The 21173-nt window shown below is 33.8% G+C and carries 27 protein-coding genes; all 27 read right to left on the bottom strand.

Annotated features, from left to right (window positions below):
- Positions 1-6: 6 nt before the first annotated feature.
- The 27 genes from upp to ACKI3D_RS06905 all read right to left on the bottom strand — a co-directional run bounded on the left by upp (position 7) and on the right by ACKI3D_RS06905 (position 21067).
- Positions 7-633, bottom strand: coding sequence for a uracil phosphoribosyltransferase (gene upp, locus ACKI3D_RS07035; protein ID WP_407393236.1), 627 nt, complete (start codon positions 631-633; stop codon positions 7-9).
- Positions 626-1915 carry a uracil-xanthine permease family protein gene (locus tag ACKI3D_RS07030; protein ID WP_407393235.1) on the bottom strand — a complete coding sequence of 430 codons (1290 nt, stop codon included), beginning with the start codon at positions 1913-1915 and terminating at the stop codon, positions 626-628. Before ACKI3D_RS07030 ends, upp begins: the two co-directional genes overlap by 8 nt.
- A 217-nt stretch (positions 1916-2132) precedes the next feature.
- Positions 2133-3914: a hypothetical protein gene (locus tag ACKI3D_RS07025; RefSeq protein WP_407393234.1), complete on the bottom strand. Its 1782-nt coding sequence runs from the start codon at positions 3912-3914 to the stop codon at positions 2133-2135.
- 52 nt (positions 3915-3966) lie between these two features.
- Entirely contained in the window at positions 3967-5811 is a 1845-nt protein-coding gene (locus tag ACKI3D_RS07020) for a hypothetical protein (protein ID WP_407393233.1), read from the bottom strand.
- A gap of 106 nt (positions 5812-5917) precedes the next feature.
- Positions 5918-6913, bottom strand: a complete 996-nt coding sequence (locus ACKI3D_RS07015) for an NAD-dependent epimerase/dehydratase family protein (protein ID WP_407393232.1) — start codon at positions 6911-6913, stop codon at positions 5918-5920.
- A gap of 15 nt (positions 6914-6928) precedes the next feature.
- Entirely contained in the window at positions 6929-7564 is a 636-nt protein-coding gene (locus tag ACKI3D_RS07010) for an HPP family protein (RefSeq protein WP_407393231.1), read from the bottom strand.
- Between the two features lie 14 nt (positions 7565-7578).
- On the bottom strand, positions 7579-8406 hold the full coding sequence (locus ACKI3D_RS07005; protein ID WP_407393229.1) for a 4Fe-4S binding protein: 828 nt from the start codon (positions 8404-8406) through the stop codon (positions 7579-7581).
- A gap of 67 nt (positions 8407-8473) precedes the next feature.
- Positions 8474-9406, bottom strand: coding sequence for a carbohydrate kinase family protein (locus ACKI3D_RS07000; protein ID WP_407393228.1), 933 nt, complete (start codon positions 9404-9406; stop codon positions 8474-8476).
- Between the two features lie 10 nt (positions 9407-9416).
- Entirely contained in the window at positions 9417-10307 is an 891-nt protein-coding gene (locus ACKI3D_RS06995; protein WP_407393226.1) for a formylmethanofuran--tetrahydromethanopterin N-formyltransferase, read from the bottom strand.
- Between the two features lie 13 nt (positions 10308-10320).
- Positions 10321-11364, bottom strand: coding sequence for a hypothetical protein (locus ACKI3D_RS06990; protein ID WP_407393225.1), 1044 nt, complete (start codon positions 11362-11364; stop codon positions 10321-10323).
- A gap of 4 nt (positions 11365-11368) precedes the next feature.
- Positions 11369-12739, bottom strand: a complete 1371-nt coding sequence (locus tag ACKI3D_RS06985; RefSeq protein WP_407393224.1) for a 4Fe-4S binding protein — start codon at positions 12737-12739, stop codon at positions 11369-11371.
- Complete coding sequence (locus tag ACKI3D_RS06980; protein WP_407393223.1) at positions 12736-13764, bottom strand: 4Fe-4S binding protein; 1029 nt, start codon at positions 13762-13764, stop codon at positions 12736-12738. Before ACKI3D_RS06980 ends, ACKI3D_RS06985 begins: the two co-directional genes overlap by 4 nt.
- A 1-nt stretch (position 13765) precedes the next feature.
- Positions 13766-14890, bottom strand: a complete 1125-nt coding sequence (locus ACKI3D_RS06975) for a nickel-dependent hydrogenase large subunit (RefSeq protein WP_407393222.1) — start codon at positions 14888-14890, stop codon at positions 13766-13768.
- Positions 14887-15336 (bottom strand): NADH-quinone oxidoreductase subunit B family protein, encoded by a 450-nt coding sequence (locus tag ACKI3D_RS06970; RefSeq protein WP_407393221.1) that lies wholly within the window; start codon positions 15334-15336, stop codon positions 14887-14889. The genes ACKI3D_RS06975 and ACKI3D_RS06970 overlap by 4 nt, the downstream gene beginning before the upstream one ends.
- A gap of 37 nt (positions 15337-15373) precedes the next feature.
- Entirely contained in the window at positions 15374-15766 is a 393-nt protein-coding gene (locus ACKI3D_RS06965) for a DUF1959 family protein (RefSeq protein ID WP_407393219.1), read from the bottom strand.
- 10 nt (positions 15767-15776) lie between these two features.
- Positions 15777-16079, bottom strand: a complete 303-nt coding sequence (locus ACKI3D_RS06960) for an energy-converting hydrogenase subunit EhaL family protein (RefSeq protein ID WP_407393217.1) — start codon at positions 16077-16079, stop codon at positions 15777-15779.
- An 8-nt stretch (positions 16080-16087) separates the two neighbouring features.
- Positions 16088-16342 (bottom strand): hypothetical protein, encoded by a 255-nt coding sequence (locus ACKI3D_RS06955; protein ID WP_407393216.1) that lies wholly within the window; start codon positions 16340-16342, stop codon positions 16088-16090.
- Positions 16339-17211, bottom strand: a complete 873-nt coding sequence (locus ACKI3D_RS06950; RefSeq protein ID WP_407393214.1) for a respiratory chain complex I subunit 1 family protein — start codon at positions 17209-17211, stop codon at positions 16339-16341. Before ACKI3D_RS06950 ends, ACKI3D_RS06955 begins: the two co-directional genes overlap by 4 nt.
- 9 nt (positions 17212-17220) lie before the next feature.
- On the bottom strand, positions 17221-17436 hold the full coding sequence (locus ACKI3D_RS06945; RefSeq protein WP_407393212.1) for a DUF788 domain-containing protein: 216 nt from the start codon (positions 17434-17436) through the stop codon (positions 17221-17223).
- A gap of 9 nt (positions 17437-17445) precedes the next feature.
- Positions 17446-18117, bottom strand: coding sequence for a hypothetical protein (locus tag ACKI3D_RS06940; RefSeq protein WP_407393210.1), 672 nt, complete (start codon positions 18115-18117; stop codon positions 17446-17448).
- 7 nt (positions 18118-18124) lie between these two features.
- Positions 18125-18820 carry an EhaG family protein gene (locus ACKI3D_RS06935; RefSeq protein WP_407393208.1) on the bottom strand — a complete coding sequence of 232 codons (696 nt, stop codon included), beginning with the start codon at positions 18818-18820 and terminating at the stop codon, positions 18125-18127.
- Positions 18820-19413 (bottom strand): EhaF family protein, encoded by a 594-nt coding sequence (locus ACKI3D_RS06930; protein WP_407393206.1) that lies wholly within the window; start codon positions 19411-19413, stop codon positions 18820-18822. Before ACKI3D_RS06930 ends, ACKI3D_RS06935 begins: the two co-directional genes overlap by 1 nt.
- Positions 19410-19670 carry a DUF2107 family protein gene (locus ACKI3D_RS06925; RefSeq protein WP_407393204.1) on the bottom strand — a complete coding sequence of 87 codons (261 nt, stop codon included), beginning with the start codon at positions 19668-19670 and terminating at the stop codon, positions 19410-19412. The genes ACKI3D_RS06930 and ACKI3D_RS06925 overlap by 4 nt, the downstream gene beginning before the upstream one ends.
- Positions 19663-19929, bottom strand: a complete 267-nt coding sequence (locus tag ACKI3D_RS06920; RefSeq protein WP_407393203.1) for a DUF2108 domain-containing protein — start codon at positions 19927-19929, stop codon at positions 19663-19665. The genes ACKI3D_RS06925 and ACKI3D_RS06920 overlap by 8 nt, the downstream gene beginning before the upstream one ends.
- A gap of 4 nt (positions 19930-19933) precedes the next feature.
- A complete protein-coding gene (locus tag ACKI3D_RS06915; protein WP_407393201.1) occupies positions 19934-20182 on the bottom strand; it encodes a DUF2109 family protein in 249 nt (82 codons plus the stop codon).
- Positions 20183-20187: 5 nt separating this feature from the next.
- A complete protein-coding gene (locus ACKI3D_RS06910) occupies positions 20188-20685 on the bottom strand; it encodes a hypothetical protein (RefSeq protein ID WP_407393199.1) in 498 nt (165 codons plus the stop codon).
- Entirely contained in the window at positions 20678-21067 is a 390-nt protein-coding gene (locus ACKI3D_RS06905) for an energy-converting hydrogenase A subunit A EhaA (protein WP_407393197.1), read from the bottom strand. The genes ACKI3D_RS06910 and ACKI3D_RS06905 overlap by 8 nt, the downstream gene beginning before the upstream one ends.
- Positions 21068-21173: the final 106 nt, after the last annotated feature.

Genomic DNA, 21173 nt, shown 5'->3' with positions numbered 1-21173 from the left:
ACTTCACTATTTAGTTCCATATATTCTGTCACCTGCATCTCCAAGACCTGGGAGAATATATGCATTTTCATTCAATTCCCTGTCGACAACTGCACAGAAGATTTCAACATCAGGATGATCTTCTTCAATTGTTTTTATACCTTGAGGAGCAGCTACAATACATAATAATTTGATTTTAGTTACTCCATCTTTTTTAAGTCTTGAGATGGTTGCGGATGCGCTTCCACCAGTTGCAAGCATAGGATCAACTACTAAAACTACCCTATTTTCAATTCCAATAGGCATCTTATAGTAATATTCGACTGGTTGGAAGGTTTCTTCATCCCTATAAAGCCCTATGTGACCTATTTTTGCATTTGGGAGAACATTTAAAATTCCGTCAATCATTCCCATTCCAGCCCTTAAAATTGGAACAACCGCATAATGGTCTTCATTTAATTTTCCGGTTTCCATTTTTTCAAGTGGAGTTTCGATGATTGTTTCTTCAAGTTTTGCATCCCTTGTGGCTTCATACATTAAAATTGTAGAAATTTCAGTAACCAATTCTCTGAATTCCTTAGTTCCTGTATTGATATCTCTTAGAATTGCAAGCTTATGTGTAATCAATGGATGATTTAATACAAATTCATTCATGTTTTTCCTCCGGAACTAAAAGATTTAAAAGTACACCAACAATAGCTGCAAGAGACATTCCTGAAATAGAAATAGACAAATCACCGGATACAACAGATAATGCTGCACCACCTAAACCTAAAACAAGCATGGTTGCTGCTACGACAACATTTTTAGTGTTGTTAAAGTCAACTTGGTTGTGGATTAAGATTTTAAGACCATTTACACAAATGAAACCGTATAACAATACTGAAATTCCACCTAAAACAGGTTGAGGAATAGCGGTTAAAAGTGCAGTCAAGTGACCTGAAAATGCAAATATGATAGCAATAACTGCTGCAAGACCAATAACATAAGTGGATGCTACACGAGTCATACCAACAACAGATGTGTTTTCACCGTATGTTGTGTTTGCAGGACCTCCTAAGAATGCTGCTACGAATGTGGCAAGACCGTCACCGAGCAAGGTTCTTTGAAGACCAGGATCTTCAATCAAATCACGACCAATAATTTCACTTAATACCTTGTGGTCCCCAACATGCTCCACCATCGTTACCAGAGCAATAGGAACAATTGTCAGAACTGCAGCAAAGTTTAAATCATAATTCACGATTGGCAAGTAAAATTGAGGAATTTCGATTAAATGAGCTGACCATACTGGTGCAAAGTCAACCATGCCCAGTAATGCTGCTGCAATATAACCAACAATAATACCGATTAAAAATGGAATTACCTGTAGGATTCCTCTTCCCCTAACTGCTACAATTGCGGTCATTAAAAATGCAATAAATGCAACCGCCAAATTGGTCCATGGAACCACTGTTAAATCCAAACCAATTTCCTGAATAGCTGTTGGAGCCAAGGATAAACCAATTACCATAATCATTGGACCCACTACCACTGGAGGTAGCAATTTATTAATCCAACCAGGACCAGTAACACGAATGATTAATGAAATAATTACATAAACAAGACCCACAATCATTAATGCTGTAAAAACACTTCCAGTACCCCCAATGGCATAACCTGCAACCATAGGAGCAATGAATGCAAACGAACTTCCCAGATAAACTGGGCTTCTATTACGGGTACAAACTAAATAGATTAATGTACCTATACCAGATGCAACTAACGCTACAGGGATTGAAAGAATATCTGCACCTGCTGTGGTGTTTACTACGATTGGAACCAGAATTGTAGCTCCAAACATTGCACAAACATGCTGAATAGCAAGTAAAATCCACCTAAGGGGGGTTGGTTTATCTCCAACACCTAGTAGCATATTACTATTTTCTTCCGCCATACTTATCACAAAATTTTCCTATATTTTTCCTAAATTGATTAATTATTTTCAAAAATGCTATTGAATATTTTAATAATTAAAGTAAAAATATCTAAAATTTGTAAATTTTATTTTGAATATCCTTATAACAATTTTTGATTAATAATATATATCTGAATGAAATATTAAAATACTTTCTATTTACGATAGAAATCAAAAAAAGAATTGAAGAAAATTTTCATTTTCCAATTTGAGGAATACTTTCTGAAGTATTTTGACGTGTCCATTTTGTACCCATACTTGAATAAAAAGTGTCTAATTTTGTTTTGGTCTTTTTATTTAGAGAATATTTAAGTTTAACGATTAAACCAGAGGTATCATAATCATTAAACCTGCCTTTCATATACTCAACAGTTAACCATTTAGTGGGAATTTTATGGCTTCCATGCTCATAATCTCCGGATGGATTTCCAACTAAAATCATTTTTCCATCCTTACTAATATCTAGAATACATACAAAATGATTCCAAGTATGGAATACCAGAGCGCATCCCCCTTTTTTGAGTTTATTTAAAGCTGCATCAAAAGAACTTTTATAATAAATTGAACATTTGAAATTATTCTTTTCTAAAGATTTTTTAAGGCCTTTAGTGCTTGAACCCCAATACGGGTCGGCATCTCCCTGCTTTGTAAGCTGTTTTTCACAGATATAATTTCTCAAGACTTGACTGCACATGCTGCAGGAAGTCGGACCGCACGTATAATCCGTATTCTGTTCGTCACGCACTTCAGCATAAGTATAAGATTTATCCTTTAGTTTTACAGTAATTTGACTTGGCCAATAACCAATCTTATTCTTTTTAACAACCTTAGTGTTGAGTTCCCTTTCAATGACATTCCACTTTTCCCGTTTTATAATATGTTTGATTTTTGGCTCGGTTTTTGTTTTGAAGAATGTATACTTGCTTAATTTATTATATAAATACAAACAATAGCTATCTCTTTTAATAACCTCTTTGTATTGATCCTTTAAAAGAGTATATTTGGCATCTTCATCTGCCATCACATATTTTGCAGACATCAAATCAATGTCTGGAACTCCATTCTTAAGAGGTATTTTTGAAGATAATGGATTTTTAACGCTTCCTTCAATACCATTAACTGTTTTTGAGGCATTGGAGCCGATAATTAGTGAATTTCCTTCATAAACTGCAGTGACTTTGAAAGTTCCAGTACCAACCTTCGGTTTAAAGATTATTATCCCTTCGGAATTTGTAGTCTTGTTAAATTTCTTTTTACCGACAGTAATGATGACATTTTTATTAGCGACCGTGGAAAATATGTCACTTCTAAGATAAATTCTAATATAACCATTGCTTAAAAGCCTGTCATTACCGATGACCATCGAAGTATTGCCTATAACGACCAGATTTACATTTATTGAAACCCTATTATAATAATCATTTCCTTCAAAAGTAATTTGAATGGGATATTCCTTTTCAACTAAAGCAATTTTTTGACTTGCAATACCTTTCGAATTAGTGATTTTCTCATAATTTTTGCCGTTAATTGTAAAAATGACTTTTCCCTCTTTAAGTAAATTGCCCTTGTGGTCCTTTAATACAACCTGAAGATAGTTTCCTCTAATGACTGTTGTATTTATAGGATTTAAGGTAGAATTACGTTTTAAAACAGTGATATTAAATGTTTTATTTACTGGTGAATACACATCATTTCCTTTAAACATTACGTCCAATACATAAGAATTGGATTTTAGATTTAAACTTAAACTAGATTTGCCTTTAGAATCTGTTAAAAGAGGATATTCATTTTCATCAATTTTTGCAGTTAAATTTTGATGGGAAATTGGAGTATTGTTTGAATCCCTTAAATAGATGTTTATTGGTTCTTTAGAATAAAGGCTTGTAGAATCTATACTAATTGTAGGAGTATCCAAAATAGTCTCATTTGAATCTATTGTTGTATTTTCATTAGCTGAAACTGAAGCCATACAAATCAATAAAAATAAACCACATAAAATTATAAATTTGTTTCTAAACATCATGCTATCTTTAAGTTAACCCCATTTTTTGATTTGTATTTTGGCGTTGCCAATTGGTGCCCATGCTATTATAAAAGCAGTTAACGCTGTCTTTAGTTGAATTAGATAATTTATAATTCAATCTTATAATCAAACTTTCTTCCCATTTAGAGAACTTATTTTTCAAAAGACTTACTTTGACCCATCTGCTTGGGATGTTATCATAACTGCCATAAGAATTGCTTACCAAAACCTTTTTGCCATCCTTACTAATGTCCAAAACTGCCACATAATGTAAAGGAGCATGGAAAATCAGTGCACAGCCTCCTTTGCTAAGCTCATTCAATGCATCATTAAAAGTTGCCTTGTAAAAATATGTGCAATTAAAGTTTCTTTTTTCCAAACAGCTTATCATGTCACAGCATCTAGTGCCGTTTTCTCTATTTGTACCCATATGCTTTGCCAAATGTCTTTCACAATAATAATTTCTCAAAACTTGAGTGCAAACGCTTGCTGAAGTTGGACCGCAATTATATCCATTGCGTTGGACATCACGGACTTCAGGATAGGTGTATGATTTTCCTTTCAAGGATACAGAGATTTCTCCCGGCCAGTAATTATGCCTGTCAGCACTGACAATTTTGACATTTATTGCCCTTTCGATGACATTCCATTTCTCACGCTTGATTATATGATTGATTTTAGGATGACTTTTTGTCTTGAAAAATGTATACTTGCTTAATTTGTTGTTTAAGAACAGACAATAGCTGTCTCTCTGGATTACTTCATTATATTGTGCTTTAGTTAAAGTGTAAGTCCCGCTGTCATCACCTAAAACATAATTTTTAGGCATCACATCAACATCAGGAAATCCGTTTTTAAGAGAGATGTTTTCACTTAACGGATCTTTAACTTTACCGTCAATGCATTTTACCTTTTTAAAAGCGGAATATTTTCCGCAGCTGGCTTTGATTATATAAATACTGGCATTTACCTTTGGATTAATAACCACAATACCTTCAGAATTCGTTTTTTTAGAAAATACCTTATTTCCTATTTTAACTTTAATTGTCTTTTTGGACATTGCGGATTTGGTCGAATCCTTTAGATAAATCCTAAGATAACCTTTAGTGAGCAATTTTGAATTGCCGATTTTCAATGATTTTGACGAAACAGGATAAATTGTGGATTTTTTAGAAGTGGATTTATATTGTCCATCACCTATAAACTTGAACTGCATCGTATATTTTGAACCATATAAGTTGATTTTATAATCAATGCGCCCTTTTTTATCAGTTTTTTTGGTGTATGTCTTTCCATTCAATTTAAATGTAATTTTTTTAGAAGAAACCGGATCATTTCTTTGGTCATACAAGTAAAAGGATAAATAATGTCCCATTATTACAAAATTGGATGCAGTTATAATTTTTGTAGACAATTTTGAAACTTTTAAATTAAATACTTTAGAAATTGAATTGTACTCTTCATCTCCATCGAATGAAACATTCAGTTTATATTTTTTAGAGTCAAGGTTTATGCTTAATTTTGCAATGCCTTTAGAATTAGTGGAGATGGGATATTTTTTATTATTTAAAATGGCGGTTAGATTTTTAGATTTTAAAGGAGCGCCTGATGAATCTTTTAAATGGATGTTTAATGTGTCTTTGCTTTTTACATTTTTCGATTCAAGAGTTATTTTTGGCGTTTCTTTGTTAAAACTCAAATTAGATTCATTTTGAACATCTGAATTTATTTCAACTGCCTGAGTTTCATTTTGAACAACATCAGTGGAATTTGCATCTGTAGCAAAAGCTATTGAAACATTAACCAATACACAAATTAATAAGAGTATCATGAAATATTTTCTAAACTGCATAAATCCACCTTGTGAATATAAAATTATATTTGAAATAAATTAAATAATTTATGTAAAAATCAAATTACAATAAAAAAATAAAAAAGTGTGGAAAGGGGTTTTCCACTTAAAATTCAGCAGATTCCTGAATATTGTCCCAGTTTTCAACAAACCAGTCATGGGTTCTCTCTAAACCATCGTCAAATGAGACTTTAGGAGAGTAGCCTAAGATGTCTTTTGCCTTATCAATTGAAGACAATAATTTGGTTTTTGCATCCCAATCACGACGGGCGACAAAGTTAATGCCTGCTTCATTTCCAGTCAATTCATTAACTTTATTTGCCATGTCAATTACTCTGTGGTCTTTTCCGGAACCTAAATTAATAGCTTCACCGATAGCTTCCTCTTCAATACCCATAGCAATCAAACCATTGCAGATATCATCAACAAAAGTCCAATCTCTTGTTTCGGTTCCGTCCCCTGTAATTGGCAATGCCTGACCGTTTTTAGCCCAATACATGAAGTTTGGAATAACATTTCTGTATTTGCCCGGAACCTCTCCAGGACCAAATACATTGAAGAATCTTGCATTTACAATGTCCATGTCATATAAATTGTGGAAATAGTTAGTGTAAAGTTCACCAAGGAGTTTAGTTACTTGGTATGGGGTGTGTAGTGAAATAGAAATATCATGTTCTTCAAACGGCATTTTAGATTCGAGTCCATAAACTCCGCATCCGGATGAAGAATATACAAACCTGTTAACTCCGGAGAGCTGTGCATATTGAAGTACTTTCAATATTCCTATACCGTTTACCATCAAATCTTTTTCAGGATTATCTACACTATTCTGATTTGCAAAATGTGCTGCAAGATGATATACATAGTCAGGTTTTTGTTTGAATACCCTTTTAAGGACCGCATCATCCAAGATATCACCTTTAATAAATTCAATAGCTTCCCTATCAGGAATGTTCCATTCATATGCTGAAGACATATTATCTAGAATAATTACTTTTTCAGCACCTAAATCGGCAAACTTACGGGTTAAGTTACTTCCAACACATCCTGCACCACCGGTTACAAGGATTGTTTTGTCTTGATATTCATTATATTCACTCATAATTATCACTTAAATTTATTTTCTTGCTCTGCCAACTCTACGGGCTACAACTAATTCCCCAACTGATATTAAACCAGCAAAGAATTTTTCAAGACCACCAGTCGCCCATATAGCTTCTCCAAAAGTAGAATCCATTATACTTGCTTCATATTCTTCTGGAGTAATCTTTTTACCGGTTGTCTTTGTAGATACTAAAGCAGACGCATCCATCAACTCTTCCCAAGTTACGCCATTTAGTTGATTCTGCATTGCTTTGTATAATTTTACAACTTTAATATCGTACAGTTCAGATAATAGCTCTACAATATCACAAGCACGAACCATACCGATAACTTGATTATCATCATTTAAGACGGGGACAGTGACGAATTTATTGTTAGCGGTTAAGATTACTGCTTTTCTTGCAGGGTCATCTTCTTTTACAGTTGCAACTTCTTTACAGCTGCTCATAATTTCTGAGATTTTTTCACTGCCTTCTCTTAATCCTTTTGTAATGTCAAATGCAGTTACCCATCCGATTAATTGCTTATTATCATTTACCACTGGACAAGTAAAACGTCTGACATTCTCCATAGCTTTTGAAGCGTCAATGACGCTATCATCAGCATTTAAATAAACAAAATCTTTATCCATTAACTCTTTTGCTCTCATAAACAAACCCCATTTTATTCAATATCAACTCTTTTGAGTGCTGCTACAGGACAATGATGAGTACACTCAATACAACGTATACATTTATCATTATCAAGAACAACTCCACCATCCACTAACTCTATAGCCCCTGTTGGACAATTTTCTTCGCATAAATAACAATTTACACATAAATCATGATTTATATCAATATACCTACTATGGATAATAGGTCCAAGATATCTATCTAATTCAATTGCAAAGTCATTTAAGGAGATTTCGGCACATGCACCACAACCAATGCACATTTTTTCATTGATATATGGATATAGTTCATCATCAATTAACTCCACACCTAAATCCATATTTTTTTCTTCGAAAAACTCTCTAAACTCAAGAGTAAATGCATTAGTTGGACATAAATGTTCACAGTCGGCCCAATTATTATCATCGGAGTAGTCAATTGAAATGCTATTCATCCTAACTACCCTATGAGGATATCTGATATTTGATAAATTATATTCAATTACATCACGTTCATCATCCTCATCATAGATGACTGAATTTTTAATTAATTTTATAGCAGAAATTGGGCAAGTCTGAACACAGATTTCGCACTTGACACACTTATCCGTTATCTTAGCTATTCTAAAAATATTAGCTGGTTCGATAGCATTAACTGGACATTCGCCAACACAGGTATTGCACCTCACACATTTCGGCGCTACAGCAATGATTTCATCATCGACACTGAAGTTATCAAGTTCAAATTCGAAATCATCACCATCATCATCTAATTCAACAGATTTAAGGAGAACTTCACGTTCCAAACTCTTCATCTGTTTAATGAAAGACACATTCATAGTATTACCAACTAAATAATTTTTTTATTTTAAATATTTATCATTATTAATTTATAAATCTAATTTACTAAAAGAATTCCTCCAAATCTTTAATTGAAGGGAACTTTTCCATTCCAAATCCTTCAATTGATTTACTGGCAACCCAGTTACCAATTTTACAGGATTTTTCAAGGTCATAGCCTTTTAAAAATGAATATAAAAATCCACTATTAAAGCTATCGCCTGCACCGGTAGTATCTACAACTTCACAAGGATATGCTTCAATAAAGCATTCTTCAGAATTATTCATTGCAAACACACCATTTGAACCTTGTTTTACAACAACAGTTCCTATTCCAAAATCTAAAAGACCAATTGCCAATTCTTTTAGAGAGGATTCATTATTATTACATAATAATCTTAATTCTGATTCATTTATAAGTAAAATATCACATCTTTCAAGGATAGGTTTCAATTCGTCAAAGCCCTTTTCGACATAAAGCATTCCAGGATCAAAGCTTAAAATTACTGAATCATTTAATAAATCTAACAATTCAATTTGAGTATTAAATGAATCTCCGACAAATGAAGTATAATGCATTATTTTACATCTCATAATGTTTAGAGGATTAATTTCCCCTAATTTAATATCATCATTAACACCCGGGTAAATATATAGGCATCTCTCACCATCCTTGTCAACAAATCCTAAACATTTGCCTGTTGAACCTGTCTCTGAATAAATTAAATTATTGCTGTAAACTCCATTGATGGCCAAATTGTATTCAATCAAATCGCCGTCATCGTCTTCAGCTATCTTTCCAATGATTGATGTGGAACAGCCCAATCTGGACAAACCTACAATAGTGTTTGCCGCAGACCCCCCGGGAGTCGAAGTTTCACTTTTTATAAAGCTCTCTTCATCTTTACCTACGATATTTTCTACTGAATAGAGCTTATCTACATTCAATGCTCCAAATCCTATTACTTCTGCATTTAAGTCGCCGTCAAATATTTCCATTTTTAAAACCTTACTTTAAAATATCTAATAATCTTATATTTTTATCTCCAAGTTTACCATCAAAATTACCGGCAGATATTCCAACTACACCATCAAATTCTAATGCCGCATCAATCCCTGCTTTTATAGCTTGATTCATTGAATCTTCGTCGACGGCATTTATTACAACTTCAGGAATATAATTCACCCCTTCGGGAACTTTAGAAATATCGCCTAATGACTCTTTTAATGAAGGACAATAAAAGTGATTGGTTGTTGGACCAATTTCAGGGAAATTTGTTTCAGGTTTTGAAGCAGCTGAACAAATATCGAATGGTGCAGTTGCACCTTCAACATCCATTATTGCATCAATTATTGCTTCTCCCGCCTGCAAAACAGCTTCCGGAGTAGCGCACAAATACCAGAAATTTCCTCCCATTATTCCATCGTTAATCTTAAATTTTTCTTCAATCTGAAAATCAGGAACAGCAATTGGGACATTAATCATTTTTCTACCATATTCCTCAACAATCCATTCATATCCATCGCCACAATGCCCTACAATATCCATCATTTCAATATAATCTTCACTATCGGTTGTAGAATAATCAAAAATACGTGTAAATGGCTTTACCAAAACATCCTGTCTTAATCTGTAAGATAGCTCAAATGCAAATTTTTCTACATCGTCTCCATCTAACCAATATTGAACAATAGCTCCTAATCTGCCATCAGGAGTTTGGGATTCATCTAAAAATCCTTCAACACCTCCTTCAACTCTTCCAATAACTGCACTTGGAGTTGAAGTTGAGTCATATGCTGCCCTTTTGACAATAGCTTCAGTAGGACCTGTAATCAACGCTCTTATATATCTTCCTTCAAAAGCTTCGAAAAATGTATCTTCTACTTTATCATAATTCATTTTAACTCACCGATTATCCTAAACCACCAATATCCTGACCACGAATATTGTTTCTCATTTCCTTACTGATTTTTAGTATTTCGTCAAAGTTTTCTTCAGTAATTATTTGAATTGTTGGATAATTTTCATTAAATACTGAGAAAAATTTATCATTAATTTCTGCATCAATATTGTAGTCAGCAAATAATTTTTTTAAATCATTTGAACAATTATAATCATTAATAAATTCTAAAACTTTATTCTTGTCATTTTCTGCATAAACATTAGCTATTACTGCAGTTGTTACTGCACTTGGAGATACAATGGCTATTTCAGCCACTTTTAAAGGATATTCATTTCCGTTGAATGATATGCTTATGCCATTATTTTTGCGAGCAAACTCCAATGGCTCGACATCAGTGATGCTGTCTCCGATGTATAGCATCTCATTAACGTTAATGTTATCACGTTTAATTATCTCATCAATAGCTAATTTTTTTCCTTCACCGCCAACGACATCGATATCCTTAATATTTTCATAAATCCCCATTTCAGCTATCTGAGAAAAGAAAATATCATCAAATAATTCATAATCATTGGGATTTTCTAATATTAAATCTTTAAATTCCTTGATTTTTTCAATTTCATCATCAGTTAAAGTAAGCTTATCTAGATTGACCTTAGTGTAAAATGTATTTTCAAATGGAACTTCCATATAATTTGATACAGCTTCAATATATTGGCCATAACTAGTGCTAACTATGTAAGTATTCATGGCATCCTTTAAGTAACTTAAAAGAAATTTTGAATCATTAACAGCATAAATATGATTTTGTGAAAAATCAACCAAATCTTCATTTGAAATATTTTCAACAACGAAGAAAGGCAAGATTAATTTTAAGGTATTTCCAGCCTTATAATTATCTTTCTTGACAATATCTGCAAGATAATCATCATACAAACTAAGAGTCTTAAATAATTCCCCTCCATTTTCAATGAAATGCTCTGATAACTCAAAAGCATTATCATTTAATGTTAATGGGCCTTCACAATCTGTAATAAATGATTTATCAAACATTAGCTCACCTAAAGTTAACAATTCTAATTGCATCTAGTGGACAAATTGCCTCACAGGTTCTACAGAAAATACATTTTTCTTCATCATAATCTATTTTATCATCATTTAAAGCTAAAGCATCGACCGGACAATTTTTCACACAAATTGCACAAGCTTGACATTTTGTTGATGAAAGTGAAAAATCACCTTGTCTTTGATAATGCAGGTATGATCTTGCATAGTACAAATCAGTGTCTTTACTGTAGAAATAATCATCATAAGCACCGATTGCATCAAATTGACATTGCTCTACACATTTTCCACAATAAACACAAATGTTCTCATCAATGGAAATAGGGCTTGGACCATTTGCAATAATTGCTCCAGTAGGGCAAACATTTATACATTCCCCGCAAGCAATGCATTTTTTATCATAAACCTCAATATTCCTATCCATTAAATAGGAACCGAATAATTTTGAGAATTTATCTATTTCAATGCTTGAATCCATACTGAGCTTTAATTCCTTTTCCATCATATCATTGACTTTACATTCAATGAAATTCTCAAAGTTCTGGTCATCGAATTCTAAAGCTATTGTATTGCCTACCTTTTCAAGAACTTTATTTAAGCTGATTAAATCAAGAGATAATCTTTTTACATCATAATCTAAAATTCCGGATACAATATCAAATGATTTAATTTCACTATACATTTTATAAGCTTTTTTACGTGAAGAATATTTGATTGCTCCTGATGGACAAGAATGCATACATTCTTCACATCTAGCACAGTATCCAGGATTAATATAAGGCAATTTATTAGTCCTTGCTACATTAATTGCCCCCATAGATGGACAAACCCTTGTACAAGTCATACAACCAATACAATTATCCTGGTTAACAACGATTGCCTTACCTCCTTTAACAGTTTTAGGAAGCAATTCACCATATTTAATTGCATCAGTAGGACATACTCTAAAACAATATCCGCAACGAACACAGGTGTCTTTATCAATTTCACTGTGAGGTTCACTTTTTCCATCAGCAACAAGGTGTATGGAAGCATTTTTACAAGCCTGTACACATGCTCCACAGGCTTTACATAATTTTACATTAATGTTTGGAACATTTTCTTTTATAGGCGGATCCATATGTACATCTAAAGAAATGGCATCATAAGGACAAGCATTACGACACAATACACAACCAAAGCAGGTATTTCTTATTTTTATAAGACCATCATCATTATCAATATAAATTGCCTCGATAGGACAAGATTGAAGACATGGCTTATCTTTACAATCCGCACATCTTGTTTGATCAATCAAATAATCAACATCGACATGCCTTAATGGTCTTGGTGTTTTAGTATAACTGTCAATCATAACACTCACTCCATAAAAATATCCTCATTTAGATTAGATGATTTTACTGTTACATGAATATTTTCGCCATCGTCAAGTGAAAATTTAGAAATGAAGTATTTGATTACTGAAAATGGACAAGTCTGGTAACAAATACTGCAGCGTAAACATCTATCTTTTTCTCTAACAATCGTATCTTCGTTTTCATCAAAAGAAATGCATCCTGTTGGACAATCAGAAATACAAAGCTGGCATTTTTTACATTTATCTTTATCCCAGTCAATAACCCTGATTTTTAACCTATTGACTGCATTAGTAATGATTTCTAAAGCAATTTCCTCATCTGGAATAATTTTCAATGCCCTATCCCAAATTTCAGAAAGTGGAACATCATATTGCAGGAGTCCATCTTTTTCTAAAGACCTTAAATCCTCTTCCTGGTTATTGATAAACTCTTCAAGATGATTTACACATAAAAGAATTAGGTCTTTTTGATCTTGTAGATTATCAACAAATACCCCTTTCATCGCTCCACTAACAGGACAAATTTCCAAACAATCTCCACAGGAAATACAATTGAGCTGGTCGACAACCACTTTACCATCGACTTCACTAATAGCTTCAACCGGACATTGTTTCATACATTTCTTACATTTAATACATAAATAATCATCAACTATGTATTGCCTTTTTGAAGGGATAATATTGAATTCCGGTAAAATTAAATGATTTAAACCACATTCCAAGGTTTTCGGATTAGTTGGGCAAACCTCAGCACAAAAACCGCAACGAATACATGCGCTAGGAGTGATTACAGGAAATGTAAAACCTTCTCCAGTTTCATCATCCTTTTCCCTGATAATCTTTATCGCATTTGGTGATGGGCATGAAACGGTACATGCTCCACAGCCTATACAATATTCCTTGTTTACTTTTGGGAAATCCCTGAACCTTTCAGGTTTTTCTGCAATTTCGGCATCTGTTTTTGCATCCGTAAATGCATCAGCCCAAGCCTTTCTTGCAAAATCAAAAATATACCACATTAAAGATGACATTTTATTTCACCTCATAAAAGTCTTTAACTGTGGTTTTTCCATGCTCGTTAGTAATGGCCACCCTTTCAGCACATGCTACACAAGGGTCACATGATGCATAAGTAGAAACGGCATCTGCAACAGTCGGAACATCACGAATCATGTATTTTGCACAGGAATCCATATTGGAAATACTTGGAGTTCTAATTGAAATATTTTTGATTAAACTACCATTAGTTTCAATCATGTAAGTGACTTCACCACGAGGAGCTTCATTTTTACGCATGGCATAACCTGATTTTATGTCAGCAGGAGTACGAACTTCACCATCAGGAATATTTTCAATAGCTTGTCTAATTAGACTTATAGATTCTGGAATTTCATCAAATCTAGTTAATGTTCTTGCGTAATTGTCTCCTTCTTTTCTTCGGATTACCTTGAAGTCAAAATAATCATCATATGTGTAATGACCTACCCTATAATCTTCTTTAACATTGGAAGCCCTTCCGATTGGACCTACTGCACGGCCTTTAATAGCTTCTTTTTTAGTCATTACTCCTATTCCTTTACATCTTAACGCTAAAGCAGGACCCTCTGCAAATAAAGAGCGGACTATCTCAAAACGGTCTTCAATTTTTTGAATGTTTTCAAGAATAGGTTTGAAATGGCGTTCATCAGCATCCATTCTAACTCCACCAACAACATTCCAACCCATATTAACCCTATTTCCAGTCAATAGCTCAATTGCATCCATAGCATATTCCCTTAACTCCAAAACATGCATGAACAATGTTTCATGGTCCATTGATTTGAAAAATGTAGAGTTTGCAAGCAAATGACTTTGGATTCTATCCAATTCATTTGTAATGACTCTTAAAAATTGGGCTCTAGGCGGAACTTCTACATCAGAAATCTGTTCGATTGTTTCTGCAAATGTCTGTGTGTGTTCATATGAACAGATACCACATACCCTTTCTGAAAGGTAAATTCCTTTTTGCCAGGTTTGACCTTCAATTATCTTTTCAATACCTCTGTGAACATAACCAAATTCAATTTCTGCTTTAACAACCCTTTCTCCTTCAGTTTGAAGTTTAAGTCTTACAGGTTCTTTTAAAGCTGGGTGAATTGGACCAATAGGCACTATCATTTCTGCTCCCTCCCACGATCAGCAATAGCTTGCGGACCAACGGCCAGAATGGCTTCTAGGATTTCGCTTGGTCTAGGCGGGCATCCTGGAATTGATGCTGCAACCGGAATGAAATTAGATGCAGGTGCATGTACATGACCTCCTTCTTGATTAAATACATCACCGGATACAGGACAATTTCCCACAGCTACGGCTATTTTTGGTTCAGGAGCCTTATCATAAATTCTTTTTAGATTGTCTACCCATTGTTCAGTAACTGCTCCAGTCAACAATAGGACATCAGCTTCACGAGGATTATTGTGAACATATATACCATATTGCTCTAAATCATATCTTGGAGATAACATTGCAACACATTCTACATCGCAACCGTTACATCCGCCACAATTTACGATACAGACATGAATTGAGCTTTTTCTCACAGCATCCTTTATAGCGTCTAACATTGTACTCCCTCTTTCAATTTTATAACATAAATAAACATTAATATTCAGCTTCTTTCTTTAATAATTCAAATAATTCTAATTTGCCCTCTTTCAGTGCATCTTCATAAGATTTGCCATCTTTAATCTCTTTTACCAATTTCATTTTAAGATTTCTGCCTTCCTCTCTAGGTATGACTTCCAAAGTATCGATAAACCAGCATAACCTTAAATCTGCATTCAATTTTTGATATAGGCAAATATCCTTTGCCGAATCAAAAGTTCCGTGCAGTGATTCGAGAGTACCGGTATCAAACAATTTAAAGAATAATTCTTCCAATTCATCAGCAGTACAATCAAATTCCTTGGAAAGTGGAACTATAATATCTCTCTGCCAGGCATAACTTTTTATTATTCTTTTTTGCATTATTCCTAATTTAGTATCGTTATCCATCCCAATCACATCATACTGCATATTTCATAATTAAATATAACCCTATTGCAATAATTAAACCAACAGCAGTTTCCTTTCTTCCATAACCCGGTCTTTCACCCATAATAAATCCACCTAGGAGAAAACCGATTGCTGCTAAAACAACATTACCTGAGCAAAATGCAAGGCACCATCCGAATATGGCAACAACAGCTGAAATAATATTAAATTCAGTATCTGCTACAAAAGGCTCCCCATGTAGTTTATAACTGTAAAGTAAACCTAAAATGGAACCAACTGCAAATGCAAGTATATAAATCATATAATCTAACATAATATCTCCTACATCGGTTTATAAAGCAATATGAATGAACAAATTATTGCTATAAATGTTATGATAAAACATATTTTCTCAATACTTTCAATCTTATGTGAAAAGTTACCTTTAGCTAACAATGCGAAAATTGCTAAAATAATTCCAATAATCACTATCGGAGCAAGAACAGCTGAGTGGAATACTGTTGCTAACAAACCGACAACTATTATTCCAATAGCAACTAATGAAGTTAAATAAATAATCATATCTTCACTATTCATGCTACCACTCCTGTAAATATCATTAATACAGTTCCAAAGAAGCATATTGCTCCAATGGTAATCTGAGTCATTACTGAATGATTTGGACTTAAAAGCGGAGTTGTTGCATTAATAAATCCAGTAATAAATGTAATCACAATCATGCCAATCAAATATCCGACTGCATCCAATGGGCCGAAGAATATTGTCAAGAATACCCAAAGCAACACATACCATGCAACCGCTTCTGAGAATAACATGAAACCTCTCAAAACACCAAAGTGTTCAGTTTCAAAACCAGAAATTAAAACCTTATCTTTTGTAATTGCAAATGGGGAATAAGGGGACTTGGTAATAATCAACATGAAGAACATTAAGGCTGCAAGAGGAATTGTAAATGCCAAAGGTCCATGAACTGATTGATAAGTAATAATTTCTCCAATATTCATAGTTCCAGTGATTAAATAAACTAGCACTATAGCTGCAAACAAAGGAAGTTCAGTTGCTGCTGAAAGTACAGCCCTTACACAGCTTAATTTTCCATAAGGGGAACCGGAACTTGATCCTGCATTATGCTCAACAATTTTATAAACTGCATAAACACCAAAGAGTATCAATAATGAATCATGAGCAACAGGACCTACAATTACTCCAACAATCCAAACTAAAGCCAAAATAAAGACAATTCCAATATAAAAAACCTTCGATACAGTTTTTGGAAATGCAGTTTCCTTAAAGAAGAACTTTAGTGAATGTATTAACTGTTGAACGATAGGTGGTCCGGGACGTTTTTGAACACGGGCCATGACTTTTCTATGCAAACCTAGAAGCAAGCTTCCCGCTAGAAATGCAATAATAACATTGATTAAAATATCTGCCATCAAATTCATAATATCCCTCTAATATCCGGTAAACGGTTCTTTCACCCTCTCTTCTGCATCTTCAGGTTTTGCTTTAGCCATAGTCAATAGACCTAAAGATAAAATCCATAATGGTATACCAAATATAGCCACTGCATAAACAATCCAACTTGGGAAGTTTATCACTAGACAAGCAAGAATAGCTATTGTTGATAATGCCAATAATATAATGTATAACGTTTTTTGACTATCCATACTCACCACTTACCACAATACCAATAATAAAATTTCAACAGCTCTTACAATAATGAACAGGGAACTTAAGTGAATAATTACAATGAATGGAGATCCTGCAGTCCTAAACATTTCCGCTTTGCTTGCGAAAAATGGTGCAACTCCACTTTCACCTAAAATACCTATCAACATTAATACAGCACCAAACACCACCATCGGGCTTGCAGGCATTTGGGACAACACTGCAAGAGATAATGTACCGGTTGATGCGAGAATAATTGCTGCTCCACCAAACAGAGGCAAACTGCACATCATGGCAATCAAACCATAATTGAATGCGGAATTCAACACACTAGTCTGTTTAACAGCAGATACGATACCAATATTCAATATACCTACCAGAGCCATGAACAATGTGAAGTTGAATAAATCTCCAGTAATCATTGCTCCAGCAGATGCAATACCACAAAGAACTGATAAGAATCTTCTCTGTTTAAATTCTTTTGGGCCAACTTTAACTTCAGTATTATTTAAATAATGCATAGTAGCCTCTATTTGAGTTTCAGGTTTACTGAATGCAATCAGTGCAGTAAAACCAAGTAAAACTGCGAAAAGGAACAAGTTAAATGGAGTGAGGTATAATACTATATCTCCAAGTGGAATTGTTCCAAGTAAATTTCCTCCAAGTGTAACAAAATCCATTCTACCACTACTCCTTATCAATATCCTCTCTCATAAGCAGTCCAATTAAACCTACTTTTGAAGCTACTTTTAATAATAATCCACAAGCTGCCAAGAATAAGCTTAACAACCAATATTGAGGTGTTACGAAGAATAATAAGAAACCTATAATCCATAAACACCATGCGATACCAGAGACTCCTGCAATACCATCCAATACAAGTACCGGGAGTCCTCTTGCTTTTTTAGATAATGCGTACAATACAATTCCGCCACCAGCTACTGCCCCACCAGTAAAACCAGTCAGGAAAATTCCATAAGCTATTAAAACTAATGCAATGAAATTAGGAGCAGTATTTAAAATCTCCATATTCAATGCGAATGGCTGTGGGAATAATGAAGAAGATTTATTTAGATTCCTTCTAGGATTATTCTCAATAATGCGCATTTCTCTTGTAATCAGAATTTCAGAAATTGCTAAAGTTTCCGCAAGCTCTACTACCAACCCCGGTAAGATTAAAGCCTCTGCAAGGTCGGTTCCAACAGCAGAAACTACAATAATCATTGCAAGGCCAACCAAATCAGTCAATATAAGAATGTGAATCTCCTCTCTTTTAAGGGCAATTGCCATGGTTCCAATAAATCCGACAATTAATCCTGCATAAATGGCCGGCAGATACATGCTAATGAATGCATCAGGAACAAACGGAGGTACAAAAACCATTAGTTATCCCTCCTTAACTGTTTTGACCTAGCTTTTGCATCATTAGCCTTTATTTCATTAGCTACTTTTGTTGAGTCAGATATAGCTTTTTTAACGTCTTGTTTGATTTCATTTTCGTCATTTTTCCTATTCATGGTGTAATTTATTGATAACCATGAAGCTATAATAAATGACATCATCAATATTGAAGATTCAAGAATTGTATCGAATCCTCTTGTGTAATACAATATTTCATCTATAAGTCCACCAGGAGATGAATAAATTGAAGTTCCAAAGTATGGGGAAATCGATGACACCCACTGAGCTATTGGGGACATATATCCTGTAATCATACCCAACGATGCTTCATTTTCAGGATATTGGGAATGAATTTCACCCGGTTGTTTTAAAACTTCTCCACCCCTATCATAAGGTGCAATAGCTAAACCATCGTCTATTTGTTCTTGAGGAGCAGGTCTAACATACAATTGATCTGGGTTCAATGCCATTGGGACAATTAAACCAATGATTAATATAATTCCAAGGCTGAATGCAAAAAGACGAGGAATATTTTTTGGTTCTGCTAACTTATTCCATAAGACTCCAATCCTCATACATCAGCCCCCATTTCTTCTAAACGAATGATTGCTCTAAATAAAATTAAAGTTATGATAACAGTAGTTGCAAGTAATGTTAATAATGCCAATACATGATTATAGCACAATAATATTAAACAGACACCAATTGAAGCAACTTCAGTATTGAAAGTTCTGACAATAGGGTCATTGACTCCAGGACCCCAAGCAGTAGCAATACTGCCAACAATCGCTAAGAAAATTCCAAAGTAGAAAAACAATGAAACACTAATCATTTGCCTCACCACTGTTTAACTTGTTTTTTCTAATTTCATTGATTTTTACAATAGCTAAAATGAATATTATTGTTGATAACGGATCTGCTAAAGCCGCAAACATGGCAACATCCAAATATTTGAATGCAACAACAGCCAAAACAAAACCTGCATCAAGCATAGTAAACATGATAACCTTATCTAAAGGTTTTTTAAGGAATATGATACCGAATGCACCGATGAGCATTAAAGCAATTGCAATAATTGAAACGAACTCCATAATATCACTCCAACAATACCTCATCATCTAGTCTTTTTAAAGTATAAGCAATTGCATTAGCGCTGATTGTAGAGCAAATAAAGAATGCAGCTGCAACAACAAGAGCAAATGGAGTGTTAATAACCAATGCTATAATGGCAGATACTCCGAATCCTAAAACATTTAGATATAATAACCTTTCTGCTCTGTTTTTTGTCACTAAAGCTCTTAATGCTACGAATATGACTATGATTCCAATAATTTCAACATACATTATAATCACTCCCTAGCATGCCTATTTAATTTCTTTGCGATTTTGCCTAAAACCACAGAAGCTCTGACATGGTCAATACCTTGAACAGACAAAATAGCAATGACCATTCCAACAATGAACATTTCAGGTGTCAAACCCACAAATGAAGCAATAAAAATAATTACGGTTGCTGTTAAACTTCCACAAGTTCCGGCATAACCTGGATCAGCACATAATCTATTTCCCATAAACACAAAGAATGCTGCTATAATCCCTCCAGGAATTCCTAAAAGCAAATACCCAATAGAAGCCATTAAAGTACCGGCAGATGCATCCGGAGAACAAACAATGTTTCCTTGGAAAAATCCACCAGCAATATCTCCTCCTCTTTTTTCAACATCACTTCCGATTATCCTAGCCCCTTGAACGCCAGGCTGTTCTGGAAGTCCGAAATATGTATCTACAATTACAAAATTCAACCAACAGAGAATTGCAGCAATTATTATTCCAATTACCTCATTCATTAATATCCTCCCCCTCATCTTTATCTAGAGGATTTGGAAATACAAAACTGAATAAATATTTCACAAATAATGCAGATAAAACACCAATAATAACAGCCAACACCAATCCATTATACATAAAAGTGTAATTCAAAACCAAAAATATTGATAGAATACCAATAGCTATTATTGGAGTCGGATATATTGCACTTACATCAAAAGAATACCTATATGGTTTGCTTGGAAGCAATGGCAATTTTAAAACTAAGGCTACAGCTATTGAACAAATAATAGCTACAATATAAGCTAACAACATGTCAAATAAACTAATACTTATATTGCCAAGCCCAATGAACTTACCATAAGAAGCAAAATATATGGCATTACACATCAAATCAAACATATTATTAGACTCCTCTTAAATAATAAATATACATATAAAAATATATAAATATTGTTACTTAAAAATAATTAATAATTGCTTAAATATAACGATGTAATTAATTTAT

Origin of the sequence: Methanobrevibacter sp. (assembly GCF_045586545.1) — an archaeon.
GTDB lineage: Archaea > Methanobacteriota > Methanobacteria > Methanobacteriales > Methanobacteriaceae > Methanocatella.
This window is presented reverse-complemented; position numbering and strand designations above follow the sequence as displayed.